The sequence below is a fragment of the Micromonospora sp. NPDC001898 genome (genome assembly GCF_042891255.1).
In the GTDB taxonomy this organism is placed as follows: domain Bacteria; phylum Actinomycetota; class Actinomycetes; order Mycobacteriales; family Micromonosporaceae; genus Micromonospora.
Map to the genome: position 1 here is coordinate 570,347 of NZ_JBIATC010000001.1, position 17,058 is coordinate 587,404.

The following is a 17,058-nucleotide window of genomic DNA, read 5'->3' on the forward strand; positions in this document are numbered from 1 at the left end:
AGTGCCCGGGGTGGGGGTGCGGCGGGGTGGGGTGGGGCGGGGGTGTTTCGAAGCAGGGCGAGGTGAGGGGTGTTTCGAACGGGGAGGTGGCCGGGGCGGGGGCTGTGGGCCGGGTGTCTCGCCGTGGTCGCCCTCGCCGGCTGCACCGGGGCGCCCCCGGACCCCGACCGCCCCCGCCCCGGCCCGGTCGACGTCGGCGACCCGTACGTCCCCGGCTACGGCAACGGCGGCTACGACGTGGCCGCGTACCGGCTGCGGGTCCGTTACGACCCGGCCGACGACCGGCTCACCGGCCACGCCACGGTCACCGCCACGGCCACCACCGCCCTGTCCCGGTTCGACCTGGACCTCGCCGGCCTGACCGTCACCGCGGTCCGCGTCGACGGGACTCCCGCCCGGCACGCCCGGGCCGGGCGCGAGCTGGTGGTCACCCCGGCGCGCGGCCTGGCGAGGGGTGCCCGGTTCGCCGTCGACGTGGAGTACGCCGGGGTGCCCGCACCGGTCGAGAGCGAGCTGGGCGTGGGCGGCCTCCTGGCCACCCCGGACGGCGCGGTGGCCCTCGGCCAGCCCGACTCGGCGGCCACCTGGTTCCCGGTCAACGACCACCCGTCCGACAAGGCCACCTACGACGTCGAGGTGACCGTGCCGGACGGGCTCGCCGCGCTGAGCAACGGGGTGCCGGCGGGGCGGAGCAGCAGCGACGGCTGGACGACCTGGCGCTGGGCCGAGCGGGCACCGATGGCCAGCTACCTGTGCACGCTGGTGATCGGCGACTACCGGGTGACCACGAGCACCCACGCCGGCAAGCCGATGGTCACCGCCGTCGCGGCGGGCCTGCCGGCGGACGGTCCGGCCGCCGCCTCGATCGCCCGCACCGGGGAGATCGCCGACTTCCTGGCCGACCGCTTCGGGCCGTACCCGTTCGATTCGTACGGCGGGATCGCGCTCGCCGACGGGCGGATCTCGTACGCGCTGGAGACCCAGTCCCGCCCGGTCTACGGGCCGGGCTTCTTCCTCGCCGGCGGCCCGAACACCGAGGTGGTCGCACACGAGCTGGCCCACCAGTGGTTCGGCGACAGCGTCTCGCTGGACCGGTGGGGCGACATCTGGCTCAACGAGGGCTTCGCGACGTACGCCGAGTGGCTCTGGACGGAGCACGGCGGCGGCCGGACCGCGCAGCGCGCCTTCGAGCTGCGTCACGCCGCGACCGACTGGTCGCGGCCGTCGGTGGACCCGGGCCGGGCGGACATGTTCGGCGCCGCCGTCTACCAGCGGGGCGCGCTCGCGGTGCACGCGCTGCGGCGTACCGTCGGCGACGAGGTGTTCTTCCGGACCCTGCGCACCTGGACCGCCGAGCGGCGCGGCGGCAACGCCACCACCGCGGACTTCGTCACCCTCGCCGAGCGGGTCTCCGGCCGGCGGCTCGGCGCGTTCTTCGACGCCTGGCTCGTCGGCGGCACCGCTCCCGCCCTGCCCTGATCCCACCCGGCGTGACCGCACCGTGGCCGGCGGTCGGTAGGCTGCCGCGGGCGGAGCGGCCGGCCGGGGTCGGGCGGTCCGGGGACCTCCGCCGGGAGGAACGACGTTATGACGCTGACCCTGCGGGGCCTGCGCCCCGGCACCGGGCTGCTGCTGGCGGTTGCGCTGGGGCTGGCCGCCTGCTCCTCGACGCCGACTGAGCCGTCCGCGCCGGAGACCGCCGCGTCGGCGACCTCGGCCCGGCAGTTCAGGCCCGGCGCGGCCGGGGTGGGCGACGACTACTTCCCCCGGTACGGCAACGCCGGGTACGACGTGACCCGGTACACCGTGCGGGTCCGCTACGACCCGGCGAAGGACCGGTTGACCGGCACCACCGTCGTGCAGGCCACGGCCACCGCCGACCTGTCCTCGTTCAACCTGGACCTGGCCGGGCTGACCGTGCGGAAGGTGACCGTGGACGGCGTCCCCGCCCGGCACGCCCGCGCCGACGACGAACTGGTGGTCACCCCCGCCGTCGGGCTGACCTCCGGCAACGGCTTCACCGCCGAGATCGGCTACGACGGCGAGCCGAAGCTGCTGCGCAACGAGGCCCTCGGCGAGGGCGGGTTCCGGGCCACCTCCGACGGCGCGGTGGCCCTCGGCCAGCCCGAGTCGGCGAGCACCTGGTACCCGGTCAACGACCACCCCTTGGACAAGGCCGCGTACGACTTCGAGATCACCGTGCCGGACGGGCTGACCGCGATCAGCAACGGGGTGCCGCTGGGGAAGACCACCCGGGCCGGCTGGACCACCTGGAAGTGGGCAGAGCGCTCGCCCATGGCCAGCTACCTGAGCACTCTGGCGATCGGCGAGTTCCGGGTGACCCGCGCCGAGCACAAGGGCCGCCCGGTGTTCAGCGCGGTCACCACGAAGCTGCCCAAGGGGGCAGCGGACGCGTCGATCGCCCGCACCGTCGAGGTGGCCGACTACCTGGAGGGCGTCTTCGGGCCGTACCCGTTCGGCGCGTACGGCGGGGTGGTCGTCTCGGAGCCGGGCATCGGGTACGCGCTGGAGACGCAGAGCCGGCCGGTCTACTCGGCCAACTTCTTCCGTGGGGGCGAGAACACCGGGGTGGTCGCGCACGAGCTGGCCCACCAGTGGTTCGGCAACAGTGTGGCGCTGGCCGGGTGGCAGGACATCTGGCTCAACGAGGGGCTCGCCACGTACGCGGAGTGGCTGTGGGAGGACCACCGCGGCGGGCGGACGGCGCGGCAGTCGTTCGACGCGGCGTACCTCGGCGCGTCCGGTCAGGTCTGGCGGACCCCGCCGGGGAAGCCGGGGACGGCGAACCTGTTCAGCGAGTCGGTGTACCAGCGCGGGGGGATGACCGTGCACGCGCTGCGCGTCGCCGTCGGCGACCGGGCGTTCTTCGCGCTGCTGAAGACCTGGGCGGCGGACAAGCGCGACGGTAACGCCACCACCGCAGAGTTCGTCGCCCTCGCCGAGCAGGTCTCCGGCAAGCAGCTCGACACGCTCTTCGACGCGTGGCTCTACGGCACGGAGCGGCCGGCGCGACCCGCGGCCCGCTGACCCGGCCCGCCCGCGCGGCGGGCCGGTGGACACCGGTCGCCCCGGCCGCCGCTGGACGAGCCGCCCCTCAGCTCGATCACCGTCGGGCAGCTCGTCGCCGGGTTACTTCTTCACCACCAGCTCGGGGTGGGCGGCCAGGTACTTCTCGGCGCGGCCCGCCTTCAGTTCGGTGAGGAACTCCCGGCCGACCGGCTTGAGCTGCTCGCCGCGGTAGGCGCTGCCCTTGCCGACCCCCTCGCCGGGCAGGCTGACCAGGACGAGGCGGTCGGCGGGCAGCCCGCCGAGGGCGTACGCGAGGTCGACGATCCTCGGCCCGCCCGCGTAGATCAGGGTGTCGCCGAGCGCGCCGACGACCTGCTCGACCCGGTCCGGCTGCCGGGCCAGGCCCTCGCCCTGGATCTTCGTCACCAGCGCCCGGATGAGCTGCTGCTGGTGGCGCTGCCGGGCGTAGTCCCCGCCGTCCAGGCCGTAGCGCTGCCGGGAGTAGTCCAGCGCCTGCCAGCCGTTCAGGTGGCGCTCGCCCTTCTCGTAGACCATCTGCGGGCCGACGTAGCCGCCGCCGCCCGGCGCCGGGTCGCGGTGCCGGCCGTTGGGCTGCCGGTGCAGCGAGACGGTGCGCTGGTCGATGTAGACGTCGATGCCGCCGACGGCGTTCACCAGCCGCTCGAAGCCCTGGAAGGTGACCACCGCCCCGGCGTCGAAGCGCAGCCCGGTGTACCCGCTGACGGTGCTGCGCAGCAGCTCGTACCCCTGGGCGGCGCTCGGCTCCTTCGGCTTGCCGGGCACCCGGCTGCCGTAGCTCATCGCGTGGGTGAGCTTTGTCTTTCCGCCCTTGTACCCGGCCTTCGGAAAGGCGGGGATGTCGACCAGCAGGTCGCGGGGGAGCGAGAAGACGTACGCCCGGTCCAGTTCCTTCGTCACGTGCGCCACCAGTACGGCGTCGCCGTGCGGCTCCCAGCCGGGCACGCTGACCCGGGTGTCCACGCCGACCATGAGCAGGTTCAGCGGCCCGGTCACGTCGGCCCCCGGCGGCGGGGTGGGGCTCGGCGCGGCCGCCGACGGCGTGGGCGCGGCGCTGACCCGCCCCGCCCCGCGCTCGGGCTGCCGGTCGGCGACCAGCCGGACGGCCACCGTGGCGCCGCCCGCCACCAGGACCAGGGCCGCGAGGACAGCCAGCCCCAGCCGCCACCTCCGGCGTCCGGTTCCCGCCTGTCCGGCCATGTCACACCCCCGTTCGTACAACGCTCCGACCGAGTCGCCGGGTTGCGGCCGCTGAGCGACGGATCGCCGGCGGCGGGGTGCATGATGCCGCGAAAACGGGCCCTGGCGCGATAGCTACCCGTCGGTAATGATGCCTCCATGCGGTACGACGTGCTCGTCATCGGGTCGGGCTTCGGCGGCAGCGTCACCGCGCTCCGGCTGGCCGAGAAGGGCTACTCGGTCGGCGTGCTGGAGGCCGGGCGGCGCTTCGCCGACGACGAGTTCCCGGAGACCTCGTGGCGGCTGCGCCGGTTCCTCTGGGCCCCGCGCCTCGGCTGCTACGGGCTGCAACGGATCACCCTGCTCCGGTCCGCCGGCCGCGGGGCCGGCGGCGGAGTGCTGGTGTTGTCCGGGGCCGGGGTGGGCGGCGGTTCGCTGGTCTACGCGAACACCCTCTACGAGCCGCTCGACGCGTTCTACGCCGACCCGCAGTGGCGGGACGTCACCGACTGGCGTGCCGAGCTGGCCCGCCACTACGACCAGGCGAAGCGGATGCTCGGCGTCACCACGTACCCGGTGCAGACCCGGGCGGACCGGGCGATGCGGGCGGTGGCCGACCGGATGGGCGTCGGCCACACCTACCACTCCACCCCCGTCGGGGTGCACATCGGCCGGCCGGGGGAGCGGGTCGCCGACCCGTACTTCGGCGGGGCCGGCCCGGAGCGCACCGGCTGCACGCACTGCGGGGCGTGCATGACCGGCTGCCGGCACGGGGCGAAGAACACCCTGGTCAAGAACTACCTGTGGCTGGCCGAACGGCTCGGCGCGCGGGTGCACCCGCTGACCACGGTCACCGCCGTCCGCCCGGCCGACGGCGGCGGCTACCGGGTGGAGACCGTCCGCACCGGGGCCTGGCTGCGCCGGCGCCGCCAGGTGTTCCACGCCGACCAGGTGGTCCTCGCCGCCGGGTCGCTCGGCACCCAGCGGCTGCTGCACGAGATGAAGGCCACCGGGGCGCTGCCCGCCCTGTCGCCCCGCCTCGGCGAGCTGACCCGGACGAACTCCGAGGCGATCCTCGGCGCGTCGGTGCCCCCCGGGCGGGCCCGCGCCGAGGGGCTGGACTTCACCGAGGGGGTGGCGATCACCAGCTCGTTCCACCCCGACCCGCAGACCCACATCGAGCCGGTCCGCTACGGGCGCGGCTCGAACGCGATGGGGCTGCTCCAGTCGCTACTGGTCGACGGCGGCCCGCACCGGGCCCGGCGCTGGGTGGCCACCCTGCTGCGCCAGCCCGGGACCGCCGCCCGGATGCTCACCGTCCGCAACTGGTCGGAGCGGACGGTCATCGCGTTGGTCATGCAGTCCGCTGACAACTCGCTGACCACCCGCTGGCGGCGCGGCCTGTTCGGCCGGCGGCTGGCCGCCGTCGCGGGCCACGGCGAGCCCAACCCGACCTGGATCCCGGCCGGCAACGCCGCCGCCCGGCTGCTCGCCGAGGAGATCGGCGGCACGCCCGGCGGGGCGCTCACCGAGCCGTTCAACATCCCGATGACCGCGCACATCCTCGGCGGGGCGGTGATCGGCGTCACCCCGGCCGACGGGGTGATCGACCCGTACCACCGGGTGCACGGCCATCCCGGGCTGCACGTGGTGGACGGCGCTGCCGTCTCGGCGAACCTCGGGGTGAACCCCTCGCTGACCATCACCGCCCAGGCGGAACGGGCGATGTCCCTCTGGCCCAACAAAGGCGAGGCCGACCCTCGCCCGCCGCTCGGGGAGCCGTACCGGCGCCTCGGCCCGGTGCCGCCGGCCCATCCGGCCGTCCCGGCGGACGCCCCCGGCGCCCTGCGGGCGTGAGCGGAAGGACACCTTCTCGACGCCCCCGGCAGGGAATGGCTCCCCTGTCGCCGGAACATCCGCGCGGGAGGGCCGCCCGCGCACCGGAGCGAGTGTGACTGTCGGTAGGCTTCCTGCGTATGAGCACGCCTCGTCCCGTCCTCGTGGTGGACTTCGGAGCCCAGTACGCCCAGCTCATCGCGCGCCGGGTGCGTGAGGCGCGGGTCTATTCCGAGATCGTGCCGCACTCGATGCCGGTGGCCGAGATGCTGGCGAAGAATCCGGCCGCGATCATCCTGTCCGGCGGCCCGGCCAGCGTCTATGCCCCCGATGCCCCGCAGATCGACGCCGGGATGTTCGACGCCGGCGTCCCGGTGTTCGGCATCTGCTACGGCTTCCAGGCGATGGCCCAGGCGCTCGGCGGCACCGTGGCACGCACCGGCAACCGGGAGTACGGCGGCACCCCGCTGCGCCCCCGCCTCCTCGAACCCGGTGTGTTGCTCCGCGACCTGCCGGCCGACCTGCCGGTCTGGATGAGCCACGGCGACTGCGTCACCGAGGCCCCGGCCGGCTTCACGGTCACCGCCGAGTCGGAGGGGGCACCGGTCGCCGCGTTTGAGGACCTGGCCGGCCGCCGGGCCGGGGTGCAGTTCCACCCGGAGGTCGGGCACACCGCGCACGGCCAGGAGATGCTTACCCGGTTCCTGTACGACATCGCCGGCATCGAGCCCACCTGGACCCCCGCGAACATCATCGACGAGCAGGTCGCCCGGATCCGCGCCCAGGTGGGCGACAAGGAGGTCATCTGCGGCCTGTCCGGCGGGGTGGACTCGGCAGTCGCCGCCGCGCTGGTGCACAAGGCCGTCGGCGACCAGCTCACCTGCGTCTTCGTCGACCACGGCCTGCTGCGAGCCGGCGAGGCCGAGCAGGTGGAGAAGGACTACGTCGCCGCCACCGGCATCAAACTCAAGGTGGTCGACGCGCAGGACCGGTTCCTCGGCGCGCTGGCCGGGGTGATCGACCCGGAGCAGAAGCGGAAGATCATCGGCCGGGAGTTCATCCGGGTCTTCGAGGCCGCCGCCCGGGAGATCGCCTCGCACGGCGACGTCGAGTTCCTGGTCCAGGGCACCCTCTACCCGGACGTGGTGGAGTCCGGCGGTGGCACCGGCACCGCCAACATCAAGAGCCACCACAACGTCGGCGGCCTCCCGGAGGACCTGAAGTTCGCCCTGGTCGAGCCGCTGCGCACGCTGTTCAAGGACGAGGTCCGGGCGCTCGGCCTGGCGCTGGGCCTGCCCGAGGCGATGGTCTGGCGGCACCCGTTCCCGGGCCCCGGCCTGGCCATCCGGATCATCGGCGCGGTCGACCGGGAGCGGCTCGAACTGCTGCGTCAGGCCGACCTGATCGCCCGCGAAGAGTTGACCGCGGCCGGCCTGGACCGGGGCGTCTGGCAGTTCCCGGTAGTGCTGCTGGCCGACGTGCGCAGCGTCGGCGTGCAGGGCGACGGGCGCAGCTACGGGCATCCCGTGGTGCTGCGCCCGGTCTCCAGCGAGGACGCGATGACCGCCGACTGGTCCCGGCTGCCCTACGAGGTGGTCGCCAGGATCTCCACCCGGATCACCAACGAGGTGGCCGAGGTGAACCGGGTGGTCCTGGATGTCACCAGTAAGCCGCCGGGCACCATCGAGTGGGAGTGACGCCGGCTCAGCCGGCCGTCGGCGGCACCGGCCCGTCCGGCGCCCCGCCCGCCCCGGGCGCGGTCGCCGGGGCCGGCGGCCAGGTCGGCTGCGGGCCGTACCCCGGGGTGGGCGACGGGCCGGGCGTCGCGGGGCCCGCCGGGTGCGGCCAGGCCGGGGCGCCGGCCGGCTCCTCCGGCATCAGGAACCACATGATCGGGTACGCCAGCGCGGCGAGCCCGCCGGTGAGCACGGTCGCGACGGCGAACGCCACCCGGACGAGGGTGGGGTCGACGGCGAAGTAGCGGCCGACGCCGCTGGCCACCCCGGCCACCATCCGGTCGGTGGTGGGGCGGCGGAGCTGCTTGTACGGGGCCTGGTGCGGCGGTGTCGAGGTCATGTCCCCAGGTTCCGCGCCGGGCGGCGTGGCGACCTCGGTGACGGCCCGGATCATTACCCTGACCGATCCCTGATGATCCAGTCATCAGTCAGGAATCTGACTCTTTTCGATCCAGGTAACGCCGGCCGAGGAGAATTCCCCCCCGTGACCACCATGCTGGAGCCGCTCCGCAGGATCGCGGCATACGCAGTTTGTGCTGATTCAGTCGGCCGATTGTTGCTGGTCCGCGCGTCGCAGCGCTCCGGCACCCCTGGAACGTGGTCCCTCCCTGGCGGGGCGGTCGACCACGGGGAGGACCCGAACCACACCGTCGTCCGGGAGACCGCCGCCGAGACCGGGCTCTCGGTCGCCGTCGCCGGGCTGGACGACGTGCTCGCGGACATGCGGGCCCTGCCCGAGCGGGGCATCACCATCCACACCGACCGGCTCATCTACCAGGTCTCGGTGCGGGGCGGCACGCTCACCGACCGGGTCGACCGGCCCACCGACCTGGCCCGCTGGTTCACCCGCACCGAGGCCCGCGAGCTGCCGCTGCGCGCGTTCACCGCGCGCGCCCTCGGACTGCCAGCCTCCTCGGCCGACGTGGTGCCCGACGAGCCGCCGGAGTTCCCCTCCTTCTACGCGGTCCCGGGCCCGGACGGGCTGCACCGGGCCCAGCGCTTCGCCGCGTACGCGGTGGCGACCGATCCCGAGGGTCGGGTGCTGCTCACCCGGGTCTCCGACGGGTACCCGGGCGCCGGCTGCTGGCACCTGCCCGGCGGCGGCACCGACTACGGCGAGCAGCCGGGCGCGGCGCTGATCCGGGAACTGGTCGAGGAGACCGGCCAGCGGGGCCGCCTCGTCGAGCTGCTCGGCGTGGCCAGCCACCGCGACGCCGCCTCGCTCGGCCCCGAGGGCTACCCGATCGACTGGCACGGCGTGCGCGCCTTCTACCGGGTGGCGGTCGACCAGCCAGCCCCGCCCACCGTGACCGATGTCGGCGGCTCCACCTGCGAGGCCCGCTGGTTCGCCCGCGAGGAGCTCGGCGCCCTGCCCACCGACCGGCTCACCGAGGTCACGGCCGAGGCAGTCCAGGCCGCCCAGCTCACCTGAGCGTCCCTCCTCCCGTCCCCGCCCGCGCGGGCCCGGTCCGTCTGCCGCGCGCCCGCTGACGGAGGTCGGCCGCCCGGCCGCGCCCACGCGGGCCGGTCGCTCGTCGGGTTGTCGCCGCGACACGTCGTCGCGGGAGGCGATAGCTTCATGATCGACCGGGTACGCGGTCCGGGCGGACGGGGTGGGCGATGGAACAGCGGCGGCGGGTCGGGGCGTACGGGGTCTGTCGGGACCGGGCCGGGCGGGTGCTGCTCGTGCGGGGGTCCGACCGGGCCGACTTCCCGGGGGTGTGGCAGCTCCCCGGGGGCGGTCTGGAACACGGGGAACACCCCGAGGCCGGCGCGCTGCGGGAGTTCGCCGAGGAGACCGGCCTCGCCGTCGAGGTGACCGGCCTGCTCGCCGCTGTCGCGGACGTCACACCGCTACCCGGCGCGGGCGTCGAGTTGCACACCGACCGGATCGTGTTCGCCGTGCGGGTGAGCGGCGGTGCGCTCCGGGACGAGGCCGACGGCACCACCGACCTGGTGCGCTGGTCGAGCATCGAGGAGGCGGCCGGGCTGCCGCTGTTGCCGTTCACCGCCGAGGCGCTCGGCCTGCCGGTCACCCCGCTGCGGCGGGTTGCGCCCGGCGCCGCGCCGCGCGCGTCGTACCCGCCGCCGGCGGCCGACCGGTGCCAGCGCTTCGCGGCGTACGGCCTGGTCACCGACCCGGCCGGCCGGGTGCTGCTCACCATGATCGCGGACGGTTACCCAGGGGCCGGGCGGTGGCACCTGCCCGGCGGCGGCACCGACCACGGCGAGCAGCCGACCGGCGGGCTGCTCCGCGAGCTGGTCGAGGAGGCCGGCCAGCTCGGCCGGGTGGTGGAGCTGCTGATGGTGCACAACCTGCACAATCCCGCCGCGCTGGGGCCGGAGGGCCGGCCGCTGGACTGGCACGGGGTGCGGGTGGTCTACCGGGTGCAGGTCGAGATTCCGACCGAGGCGCGGGTCACCGAGCTGGCCGGGGGATCGACGGCCGCGGCGGCCTGGTTCCCGCCCGGCCGGCTCGAAGGGCTGCCCATGACCGAGGTCGCGGCCCTGGCAACCGGACATCACGCCGTATAGCACCCGCCCGCTCAGCCGACATCGACCGGCTCCGGTAGTCTGTGGAGCAGGGTTGGTGGAGAAACGGGCGATGAAGCCCGAGACAGGAATAACAAGGCGTTTCGCGCGGTTTGCCAAGATGCAAGTACCGCCGGCAGCTATCGCCAAGCCCCACTCCCCTGTGCAATGGTGTACTCCGCTTGAACGGCTGCCGGGCCAGAAGCGGTCCGGCACGAGACAGCCGGACGCCCGCCCCCGTGGCGGCCAGTCGATCCGGTGATGGAGGAAAACGTGCCGAGAGCCCCATGGCGCCGGCGTCGTACGACTGATAGTCCGCGCCCCGCAGGGCGTCGCTGGGCGGGCCCGTTGCGCCGCAGCAGCACGTTCGCCCGCCAGGTGCTGCTGGTCCGGGTGGGTCGCCGCGACGGCGTCGCCGCCGCCGGCACCGACCTGGCCTCGCCCGAGCATCGCTACCTCGACCGGCAGCGCCGCCGGTACGGCCTCGACCGGTACGAGCGCACCGAGGTTTCGGCGATCGTGCCGGTGAGCCCGGCCCTCGCCCCCAGCACCCCGGTCGACGACGGGGCGGCGATGTCGATCCCGCTGCTGCCGGGCGACCGGACGGCGGCCCGCCGGGCCAAGTTCGCGCTGGTCAACGCCTGCACCCTGGCCAGCCTGGTGCTCGGGATCAACGCCATCTTCCTGGCCATGCAGGGTGAGGTGCGCATCGCCGCGCTCCTCCTCATCGCCTGCGTCGTGTTCGACGGGCTCGACGGCGCGCTCGCCCGCAAGTTCGGGGTGGCCAGCCCGTTCGGCGCCCAGATGGACTCGCTGGCCGACATGTGCTCGTTCGGCCTCGCCGCCCCGGTGGTGGTCTACGCCTCGCTGGCCGGCGAGGCCCCGCCCGCCGCCGCCGCGGTGGCCGCAGCGCTCGTCGCCGCCTGCGCGGCGATCCGGCTCGCCCGGTTCAACGTCTCGCCGAAGGACGGCCGCTTCTTCTGCGGCGTGCCGACCACGATGGCCGCGGCCGTGCTCGCCCTGACTGTCGCCATCGGGCTGCCCCTGCCCGGCCTGGTGCAGATCGCGGGGGTCGCGCTGTTGGCCGTCGCGATGGTCTCCAGCTTCCCCTACGCGAAGCTGGCCCGGCTGCTCAAGCTGCCGCCGTGGCTCTGGCTGGCCCCGGTGATCGGCGGGCTCGTCGACGTCCGGCTGACCTTCGCCCTGGTCGTGATGGGCTACCTGGTCAGCGGCCCGCTGCTCTGGCTGCACCAGCGCCGCACCGCCTGACCGACCGATCTACCCGAAAGGGGCGCCGCGGACAGCGGCGCCCCTTTCGTCGTCCTCGGGATCAGCGCCAGCGGGCGATGACCGTGGAACCGCCGATGACCTTGTCGCCCGGCCCGACGAGCGGGTCGGCCGCGTCGGCCGGCAGGTAGACGTCGGTCCGCGAGCCGAACCGGATCAGGCCGAACCGCTCGCCCCTGGCCAGCAGCGACCCGATCGGTGCGCGCTGCACGATCCGCCGGGCGATGAGCCCGGTGCGCTGCGCGACGACCACCGTGCCGTGCCCGGTGTCCAGCACCGTGTACGCCGCCACGTTGTGCTCGGCGTCCGGCTTCATCGCGTTGACGAAGCCGCCGTCGGCGACGAAGTAGTCGACCACCTTGCCGGCCACCGGGGCCCGGTTGACGTGCACGTCCAGCACCGAGAGGAAGACCGCGACCCGCAGCCACTCGCCGTCGCCGAAGCGCTCGTCGTGCAGCCGCTGCACCGAGAGCACCTGCCCGTCGGCGGCCGCGACGACGGCCGACGGGTCCTCGGGGACGTCCCGCTCCGGGTCCCGGAAGAACGCGGCCACCGGGACGGCGGCCAGCGCCGGCAGCAGCCACAGCTTCGACTTCGGCCGGACGGCCCGGGTCAGCGCGGCGAGCCCGAGGGCGATCCCGGCCGCAGCCACGCCGTTGGAGTCGATGTGCATGCCCCTGGTCAGCGGGACGCTGGACGGCCGGTGGGCCGGGGCGAGCCGGGCTGCGACGGCCGTGCTGGCCGGGGTGAAGCGGAGCCGGTGCACCCGTACCGGCGGGGAGTTGCGCAACACCAGGTCCGCCCCGACGCCGTGCAGCGCGCCCTGCCGCTCGATCTCGGCGGCGGCGCCGGCGGTGCGCCCCGGGGCCGCGGGCGCGGCGAGGCTGAGTACCGCGCCGTCGGCGAGGTACTTGGTCAGGCCGTCGATGGTCGAGCGGGCCTCCTCGGCGGTGCCGGTGAGTGGCTCGGCGGCGATCACCACCTCGGCGGTGTCGGCCTCGGCGAGGGAGTCCGCCACCCGAACCCGGTCGGCGACCCAACGGCCCTGGGCCGTCACGTGCTCGCGCAGCGCGGCGGGCGTGGCCGTCGCGGACGGCACCACGGTGAGGGAGTCGCCGGGCAACAGGGCGTCGATCGCCGCGGCCAGCACCGCGGACGCCGGGGTCGCGCCGACCAGCAGGGCGCCCTTCGGGTCGTTGCGCCGGGCGAGCTCGGTGACGAGGGTACGGGCGGCGCGCTCGCCGATGCGGACCGGACCAGGCTGGCCGGAGGTTCGCACGGCGGGGGACTGGGTCATCTCGGACGGGCTCCTGACGGGGTAGAGACGGAATCGCGGCGGGACCGCCACGGCGACCCGGTCGGGTCGGCCGCAGAACGGGCCGGCGACCTGCCGAAGCGGCCGCGGGCGCGGCCCGTGCCGGCCGGCGGAGGCGAAGCTCTCCACCGGCCAGCATATGCGCCCGGCGCGGACGACCGCACCGCCGTGGTCAGCCGTCCGCCCGCTGCGACCCGCGGCGCGGCGCGTCCGGCGCGGCCGGGTCGGACGGGTCGGACGGCGCGGCCGGGTCGGACGGGTCGGACGGCGCGGCCGGGTCGGACGTCGGCCCCACGCCGGTCGGATCGGCCGTCGACCGGGGCAGCGGCTCGGTGACCCGCTCGGCGGCCGGGCCGGGCGGTGGCCCGCCGGCGGGGTCGGCATCCAGCGGATCCGCCGGCGACCAGCGGGCCGGCCCGCCGTCGCTGACCGGCCGGTCCTCGATTGCGCCCCGCCATTCGTCGGTGACCGCCGAGGTGGGCCACTCGTCGGCCGAGGGCGCCCCGGCCTCGGTGAACGGCCGTTCGGAGCCCGGCCGGTCGCCGAAGCCGGCGTCCACGGCGTCCGCCTGTGCCGGCCAATCGGCGTCGCGCCGGTCGCCCGAGCCCGCGTCCACGGCGTCCGCCTGTGCCGGCCGTTCGGCGTCGCGCCGGTCGCCCCGGCCGGAGCGCAGCGCGCCGACCAGGCCCAGCGCGCCGATCAGGATCAGCCCGCCGGCCAGGAACCAGCCGACCGGCGGGAGGTCCAGGCCGAGCAGTTGGGCGAGCAGCCACCACCCGGCCAGGGCGACGAAGACCAGGCCGAAGCCCAGCGACACGACATCGGTGCGGTGGGCCTTCACCGGGTCACCTCCAGGTTGCCGGCGTTGATGTGGACGTACAGGCGCAGCTTCCCGCCCCCGGCGCCGTCCGCGCCGAGGTCGGTGCTCTCCCGGAGCCGGCCGTCCAGCCCTCCGGAGCGTTTGCCGAAGATCTTGGCGTCCCCGGCGTTGACCTCGGCGATCGTCGTGACGTCGACGTTCGCCGGCACCACCACGGTCGCCGTCCCGAATTTGATCTCGACGGTGATCTGGGTGTCCTGCTTGTCGAAGTCGATTCCGCGCAGGTCGAGCACGGCGTCGCCGAAGTTGTTCTCGTACCGGTCGGCCAGGTCACGACGGTCGGTGGGGGCCCAGGTGACGTTCCCGTCGATGCCCCGGATCCGGTCGTAGGACTCGGCGACGGTCGCGATGCCGAGCGCCGCCGCGGTGACCAGCCCGAGGGCGATCAGCCAGCGGGCGCGGCCGAACCAGGCGCCGACGAGCAGGCCGAGCCCGATCGTCGCCAGGGCCGCCGCGAAGTACGCCGCCGCGCCCACGTGGACAACGTCCAGCAGGTCGAGCACGGCGACCACCCCGAGCGCCAGGAAGACCAGCGAGAAGGTCACGGCGCCCAGCGGGGAACGTTCCCGGGGCGGCTTCGGGGGCTTGGCCGGGCGGGGCGGTGGGGGAGCCGGCTGCGGGGCCCTGGCGTACGGGCCGTGCGGGGCGAACGGCGGCCGGTAGCCGGCCGGCGGCTGGGGCGCGGCGACCGGCGGGTAGCCGGTCGCGGGGAAGCCGACCGGGGGGAGGGCTCCGGTCGACGTGCCCGCCGGCGGCCAGGCGGGGAGCCCGACGGTCGGCGCGACCGGGGCGGCCGTCCACGCGGCGGCGGGCTGCCCGGGCGCCGACGTCCCGGACCGCTGCCCGGCGAACGGCGCCCAGGAGGGCTGACCGGGGACCAGAGGCCCGACCGGCGGCAGCCCGGGGCCGGCGGGCGGGGTGAAGAGGCCGGGCGCGGGCCACGCGACCGGCGGCACCGGGCCGGGCGGGCTGGCGGGCGGTGCGCCGGGCACCGGGCCAGGGCCGCCCCGGCCGAACGTCCCGCGCTCGCGGTTGAGCAGCAGCGCGCCGCCGACCAGGATGGCCGCGCCCAGCAGCACCGCCCGGAACGCGTCGGTGACGATGTACCCGAAGCTCACCGCCACCAGGATGCTCAGGACGATCACGGTGAGCGGGGACATGCTGGACCGGCCCCGGCCCAGCATGGACTCGACCGGGGAGGCGCTGTCGCCCTCGCCTGGGATGATCAGCCAGGCCGCGACGTACACCAGGATGCCGATACCGCCGAAGAAGCCGAGCACGGCCAGCAGCACCCGCCACAGCACCGGGTCGGTGTTGGTGGCCCGGCCGATCGCCGCGCAGACGCCGGCCAGGTAGCGGCCCTCGCGGGGCCGGACCAGCCCGTACCGGGAGGTGAAGCCGGCGCCCTCGGGCGGCGGGGGTGGCACCGCGTACCCCCCGGGGGGTGGTGGCGGCGGGCCGCCCGGTCCCGGGCCGTGGGGCCCGGGGACCTCCCCGGCCGGCGGCGACCAGGCCGGGTCGCCGCCGGCGGTCGGCGGCGGCCAGCCGCCCGGCGCGGATGCCCTCGGGTCGGCGGCGCCGGGAGTGCCCGGTCCCGCCGGGGTTCCGGTCGCGGCGGCATCCGGTGTCGTGGGGGAGCCGGTCGCGCCCGGCCCCGGCCCGGCGGGTCTCGCCGGCCCGAAGACGGTCGGTGCGGTCCAGCTGGCGGGCGTGGTGGGCGCCGGATCCGCCGGTGGCGGCCCGTCCGGCCAGGCCGCCCCGGGGCGGGGCGGCGGGGCAGCTTCCTCGGTCATGCCTCGATCCTGCTGCCCCGACCGGCTGGGTGGCCTCAGGACCCGACCCTGACCCCACCCTGAGATCCGGGCGGCCGGGATGTCGGGGGCGTCCCCGTGGTCCGTTGGGGCCCCCGCGTGTGACGATCGAGACCGGCACGCCGGTCCGGCGCCTGCCCGTCGCACCTGAACAGGGAGTATCCGATCAGCACCGTGATCCAGCCGCCCCGGCTCTACCGGGTGCCCGAGCACCGGATGGCCGCCGGTGTCGCCGCCGGCATCGCCGACCACCTGGGCATCTCGGTGGTGCGGGTACGGATCGCCTTCACGGTGCTGCTCGGCCTCAGCGGGCTCGGGATGCTGCTCTATGCCGCCTTCTGGGCGGTCGTCCCGCTTCGGCCGGGCGACACCGCCGTCCCGCCCCGGCGGGACATCGGGCAGTTGCTGCCATTCGTGGCGATCGGGCTCGGGGTGCTGCTGGTGCAGGTGATGGTCTTCGACTCGGTCGGCGCGGCGGGCACCGCCGGCTGGCTGGTCGCGATCATCGCGGTGGGCGCCGGGGTGATCTGGCACCAGGCCGCGCCGGAGCGCCGCCGGCAGTGGGGCGAGTCGATGCCGGTGCCCTGGCTGGGCGCGGTGGTGGAGGAGAGCGACCGGCGGGCCTTCGTGTTGCGGTTCATCGGCGGCGGGGTGCTGGTCGCGGTGGGCATCATCGGCGTCGTGGCGGTCTACTCGCCGGTGCAGAACTTCGACGCGGTGCTCAACGGCGTCATCTTCGCGCTGGTCGGGCTGGCCGGCGTGGGGGTGGTGGCGGCACCGGTGCTCTGGCGGACGTACAACCAGCTCCGCTCGGAGCGCGAGGGGCGCATCCGCGAGCAGGAACGGGCGGAGCTGGCCGCCATGGTGCACGACCAGGTGCTGCACACCCTCGCGCTGATCCAGCGCAACGCCGCCGACGTGACGACCGTGCAGCGGCTGGCGCGTGGCCAGGAGCGTTCGCTACGCAACTGGCTCTACAAGCCGGCCGCCTCGCCCACGGAACGGTTCGCGGCGGCCCTGGAGCAGGCCGCGGCCGAGGTCGAGGACACTTTCGCGATCACCGTGGAAGCGGTGGTGGTGGGCGACCGGGACACCGACGAGCGGATCAGCGCGCTGGTCGCGGCGGCCCGGGAGGCGCTGGTGAACGCGGCCCGGCACGCCGGGGTGCGGACCGTCTCGCTGTACGCCGAGGTGGAGCCGGACCAGGTGAGCGCCTTCGTCCGGGACCGGGGCAAGGGCTTCGACCCGGATACCGTGGGAGACCACCGGCACGGCGTCCGGGGGTCGATCATCGGACGGATGAAGCGGCACGGCGGCCGGGCGGAGATTCGCTCCGAGCCGGGTGAGGGGACCGAGGTCCGGTTGATCCTGCCGATCCCCCGCGACCAGTCCACGACGGAAAGGGAGAGATGA

12 protein-coding genes and 1 pseudogene are annotated in these 17,058 nt (G+C 75.2%); 8 read left to right on the plus strand and 5 right to left on the minus strand.

Going from position 1 to position 17,058, the window contains the following annotated elements; translation table 11 throughout:
* The first annotated feature begins 69 nt into the window (after positions 1-69).
* Complete coding sequence (locus ACFYZF_RS02820; RefSeq protein ID WP_387015160.1) at positions 70-1,479, plus strand: M1 family metallopeptidase; 1,410 nt, start codon at positions 70-72, stop codon at positions 1,477-1,479.
* Positions 1,480-1,587: 108 nt separating this feature from the next.
* On the plus strand, positions 1,588-3,048 hold the full coding sequence (locus tag ACFYZF_RS02825; protein WP_387015162.1) for a M1 family metallopeptidase: 1,461 nt from the start codon (positions 1,588-1,590) through the stop codon (positions 3,046-3,048).
* 102 nt (positions 3,049-3,150) lie between these two features.
* On the opposite strand, the gene ACFYZF_RS02830 is transcribed toward ACFYZF_RS02825, so the two are convergent.
* Positions 3,151-4,269, minus strand: coding sequence for an LCP family protein (locus tag ACFYZF_RS02830; protein WP_387015165.1), 1,119 nt, complete (start codon positions 4,267-4,269; stop codon positions 3,151-3,153).
* A gap of 138 nt (positions 4,270-4,407) precedes the next feature.
* Between ACFYZF_RS02830 and ACFYZF_RS02835 the strand changes: the two genes are divergently transcribed.
* Positions 4,408-6,105, plus strand: a complete 1,698-nt coding sequence (locus ACFYZF_RS02835) for an FAD-dependent oxidoreductase (protein ID WP_387015167.1) — start codon at positions 4,408-4,410, stop codon at positions 6,103-6,105.
* Between the two features lie 119 nt (positions 6,106-6,224).
* Entirely contained in the window at positions 6,225-7,781 is a 1,557-nt protein-coding gene (guaA, locus tag ACFYZF_RS02840; RefSeq protein WP_387015170.1) for a glutamine-hydrolyzing GMP synthase, read from the plus strand.
* A gap of 7 nt (positions 7,782-7,788) precedes the next feature.
* Here the strand turns inward: guaA and ACFYZF_RS02845 are convergent, their stop codons facing one another.
* On the minus strand, positions 7,789-8,160 hold the full coding sequence (locus tag ACFYZF_RS02845; protein ID WP_350881819.1) for a PspC domain-containing protein: 372 nt from the start codon (positions 8,158-8,160) through the stop codon (positions 7,789-7,791).
* 144 nt (positions 8,161-8,304) lie between these two features.
* Between ACFYZF_RS02845 and ACFYZF_RS02850 the strand changes: the two genes are divergently transcribed.
* From ACFYZF_RS02850 to ACFYZF_RS02860, 3 genes are all read left to right on the plus strand, one after another.
* Complete coding sequence (locus tag ACFYZF_RS02850) at positions 8,305-9,252, plus strand: NUDIX domain-containing protein (protein ID WP_387015172.1); 948 nt, start codon at positions 8,305-8,307, stop codon at positions 9,250-9,252.
* Positions 9,253-9,440: 188 nt separating this feature from the next.
* Positions 9,441-10,355, plus strand: coding sequence for an NUDIX hydrolase (locus ACFYZF_RS02855; RefSeq protein WP_387015175.1), 915 nt, complete (start codon positions 9,441-9,443; stop codon positions 10,353-10,355).
* A 345-nt stretch (positions 10,356-10,700) separates the two neighbouring features.
* Positions 10,701-11,621, plus strand: coding sequence for a CDP-alcohol phosphatidyltransferase family protein (locus ACFYZF_RS02860; RefSeq protein ID WP_387015177.1), 921 nt, complete (start codon positions 10,701-10,703; stop codon positions 11,619-11,621).
* Positions 11,622-11,682: 61 nt separating this feature from the next.
* Here ACFYZF_RS02860 and ACFYZF_RS02865 read toward each other — a convergent pair whose 3' ends face one another.
* From ACFYZF_RS02865 to ACFYZF_RS02875, 3 genes and pseudogenes are all read right to left on the minus strand, one after another.
* Positions 11,683-12,936 (minus strand): phosphatidylserine decarboxylase, encoded by a 1,254-nt coding sequence (locus ACFYZF_RS02865; RefSeq protein WP_387015180.1) that lies wholly within the window; start codon positions 12,934-12,936, stop codon positions 11,683-11,685.
* A gap of 676 nt (positions 12,937-13,612) precedes the next feature.
* Positions 13,613-13,795 (minus strand): annotated as a pseudogene (locus ACFYZF_RS02870) (hypothetical protein); the annotation flags it as partial.
* On the minus strand, positions 13,792-15,627 hold the full coding sequence (locus ACFYZF_RS02875; protein WP_387015183.1) for a PspC domain-containing protein: 1,836 nt from the start codon (positions 15,625-15,627) through the stop codon (positions 13,792-13,794). The gene ACFYZF_RS02875 and the pseudogene ACFYZF_RS02870, both read right to left, overlap by 4 nt.
* A 192-nt stretch (positions 15,628-15,819) precedes the next feature.
* Between ACFYZF_RS02875 and ACFYZF_RS02880 the strand changes: the two genes are divergently transcribed.
* A complete protein-coding gene (locus tag ACFYZF_RS02880; RefSeq protein ID WP_387015186.1) occupies positions 15,820-17,058 on the plus strand; it encodes a PspC domain-containing protein in 1,239 nt (412 codons plus the stop codon).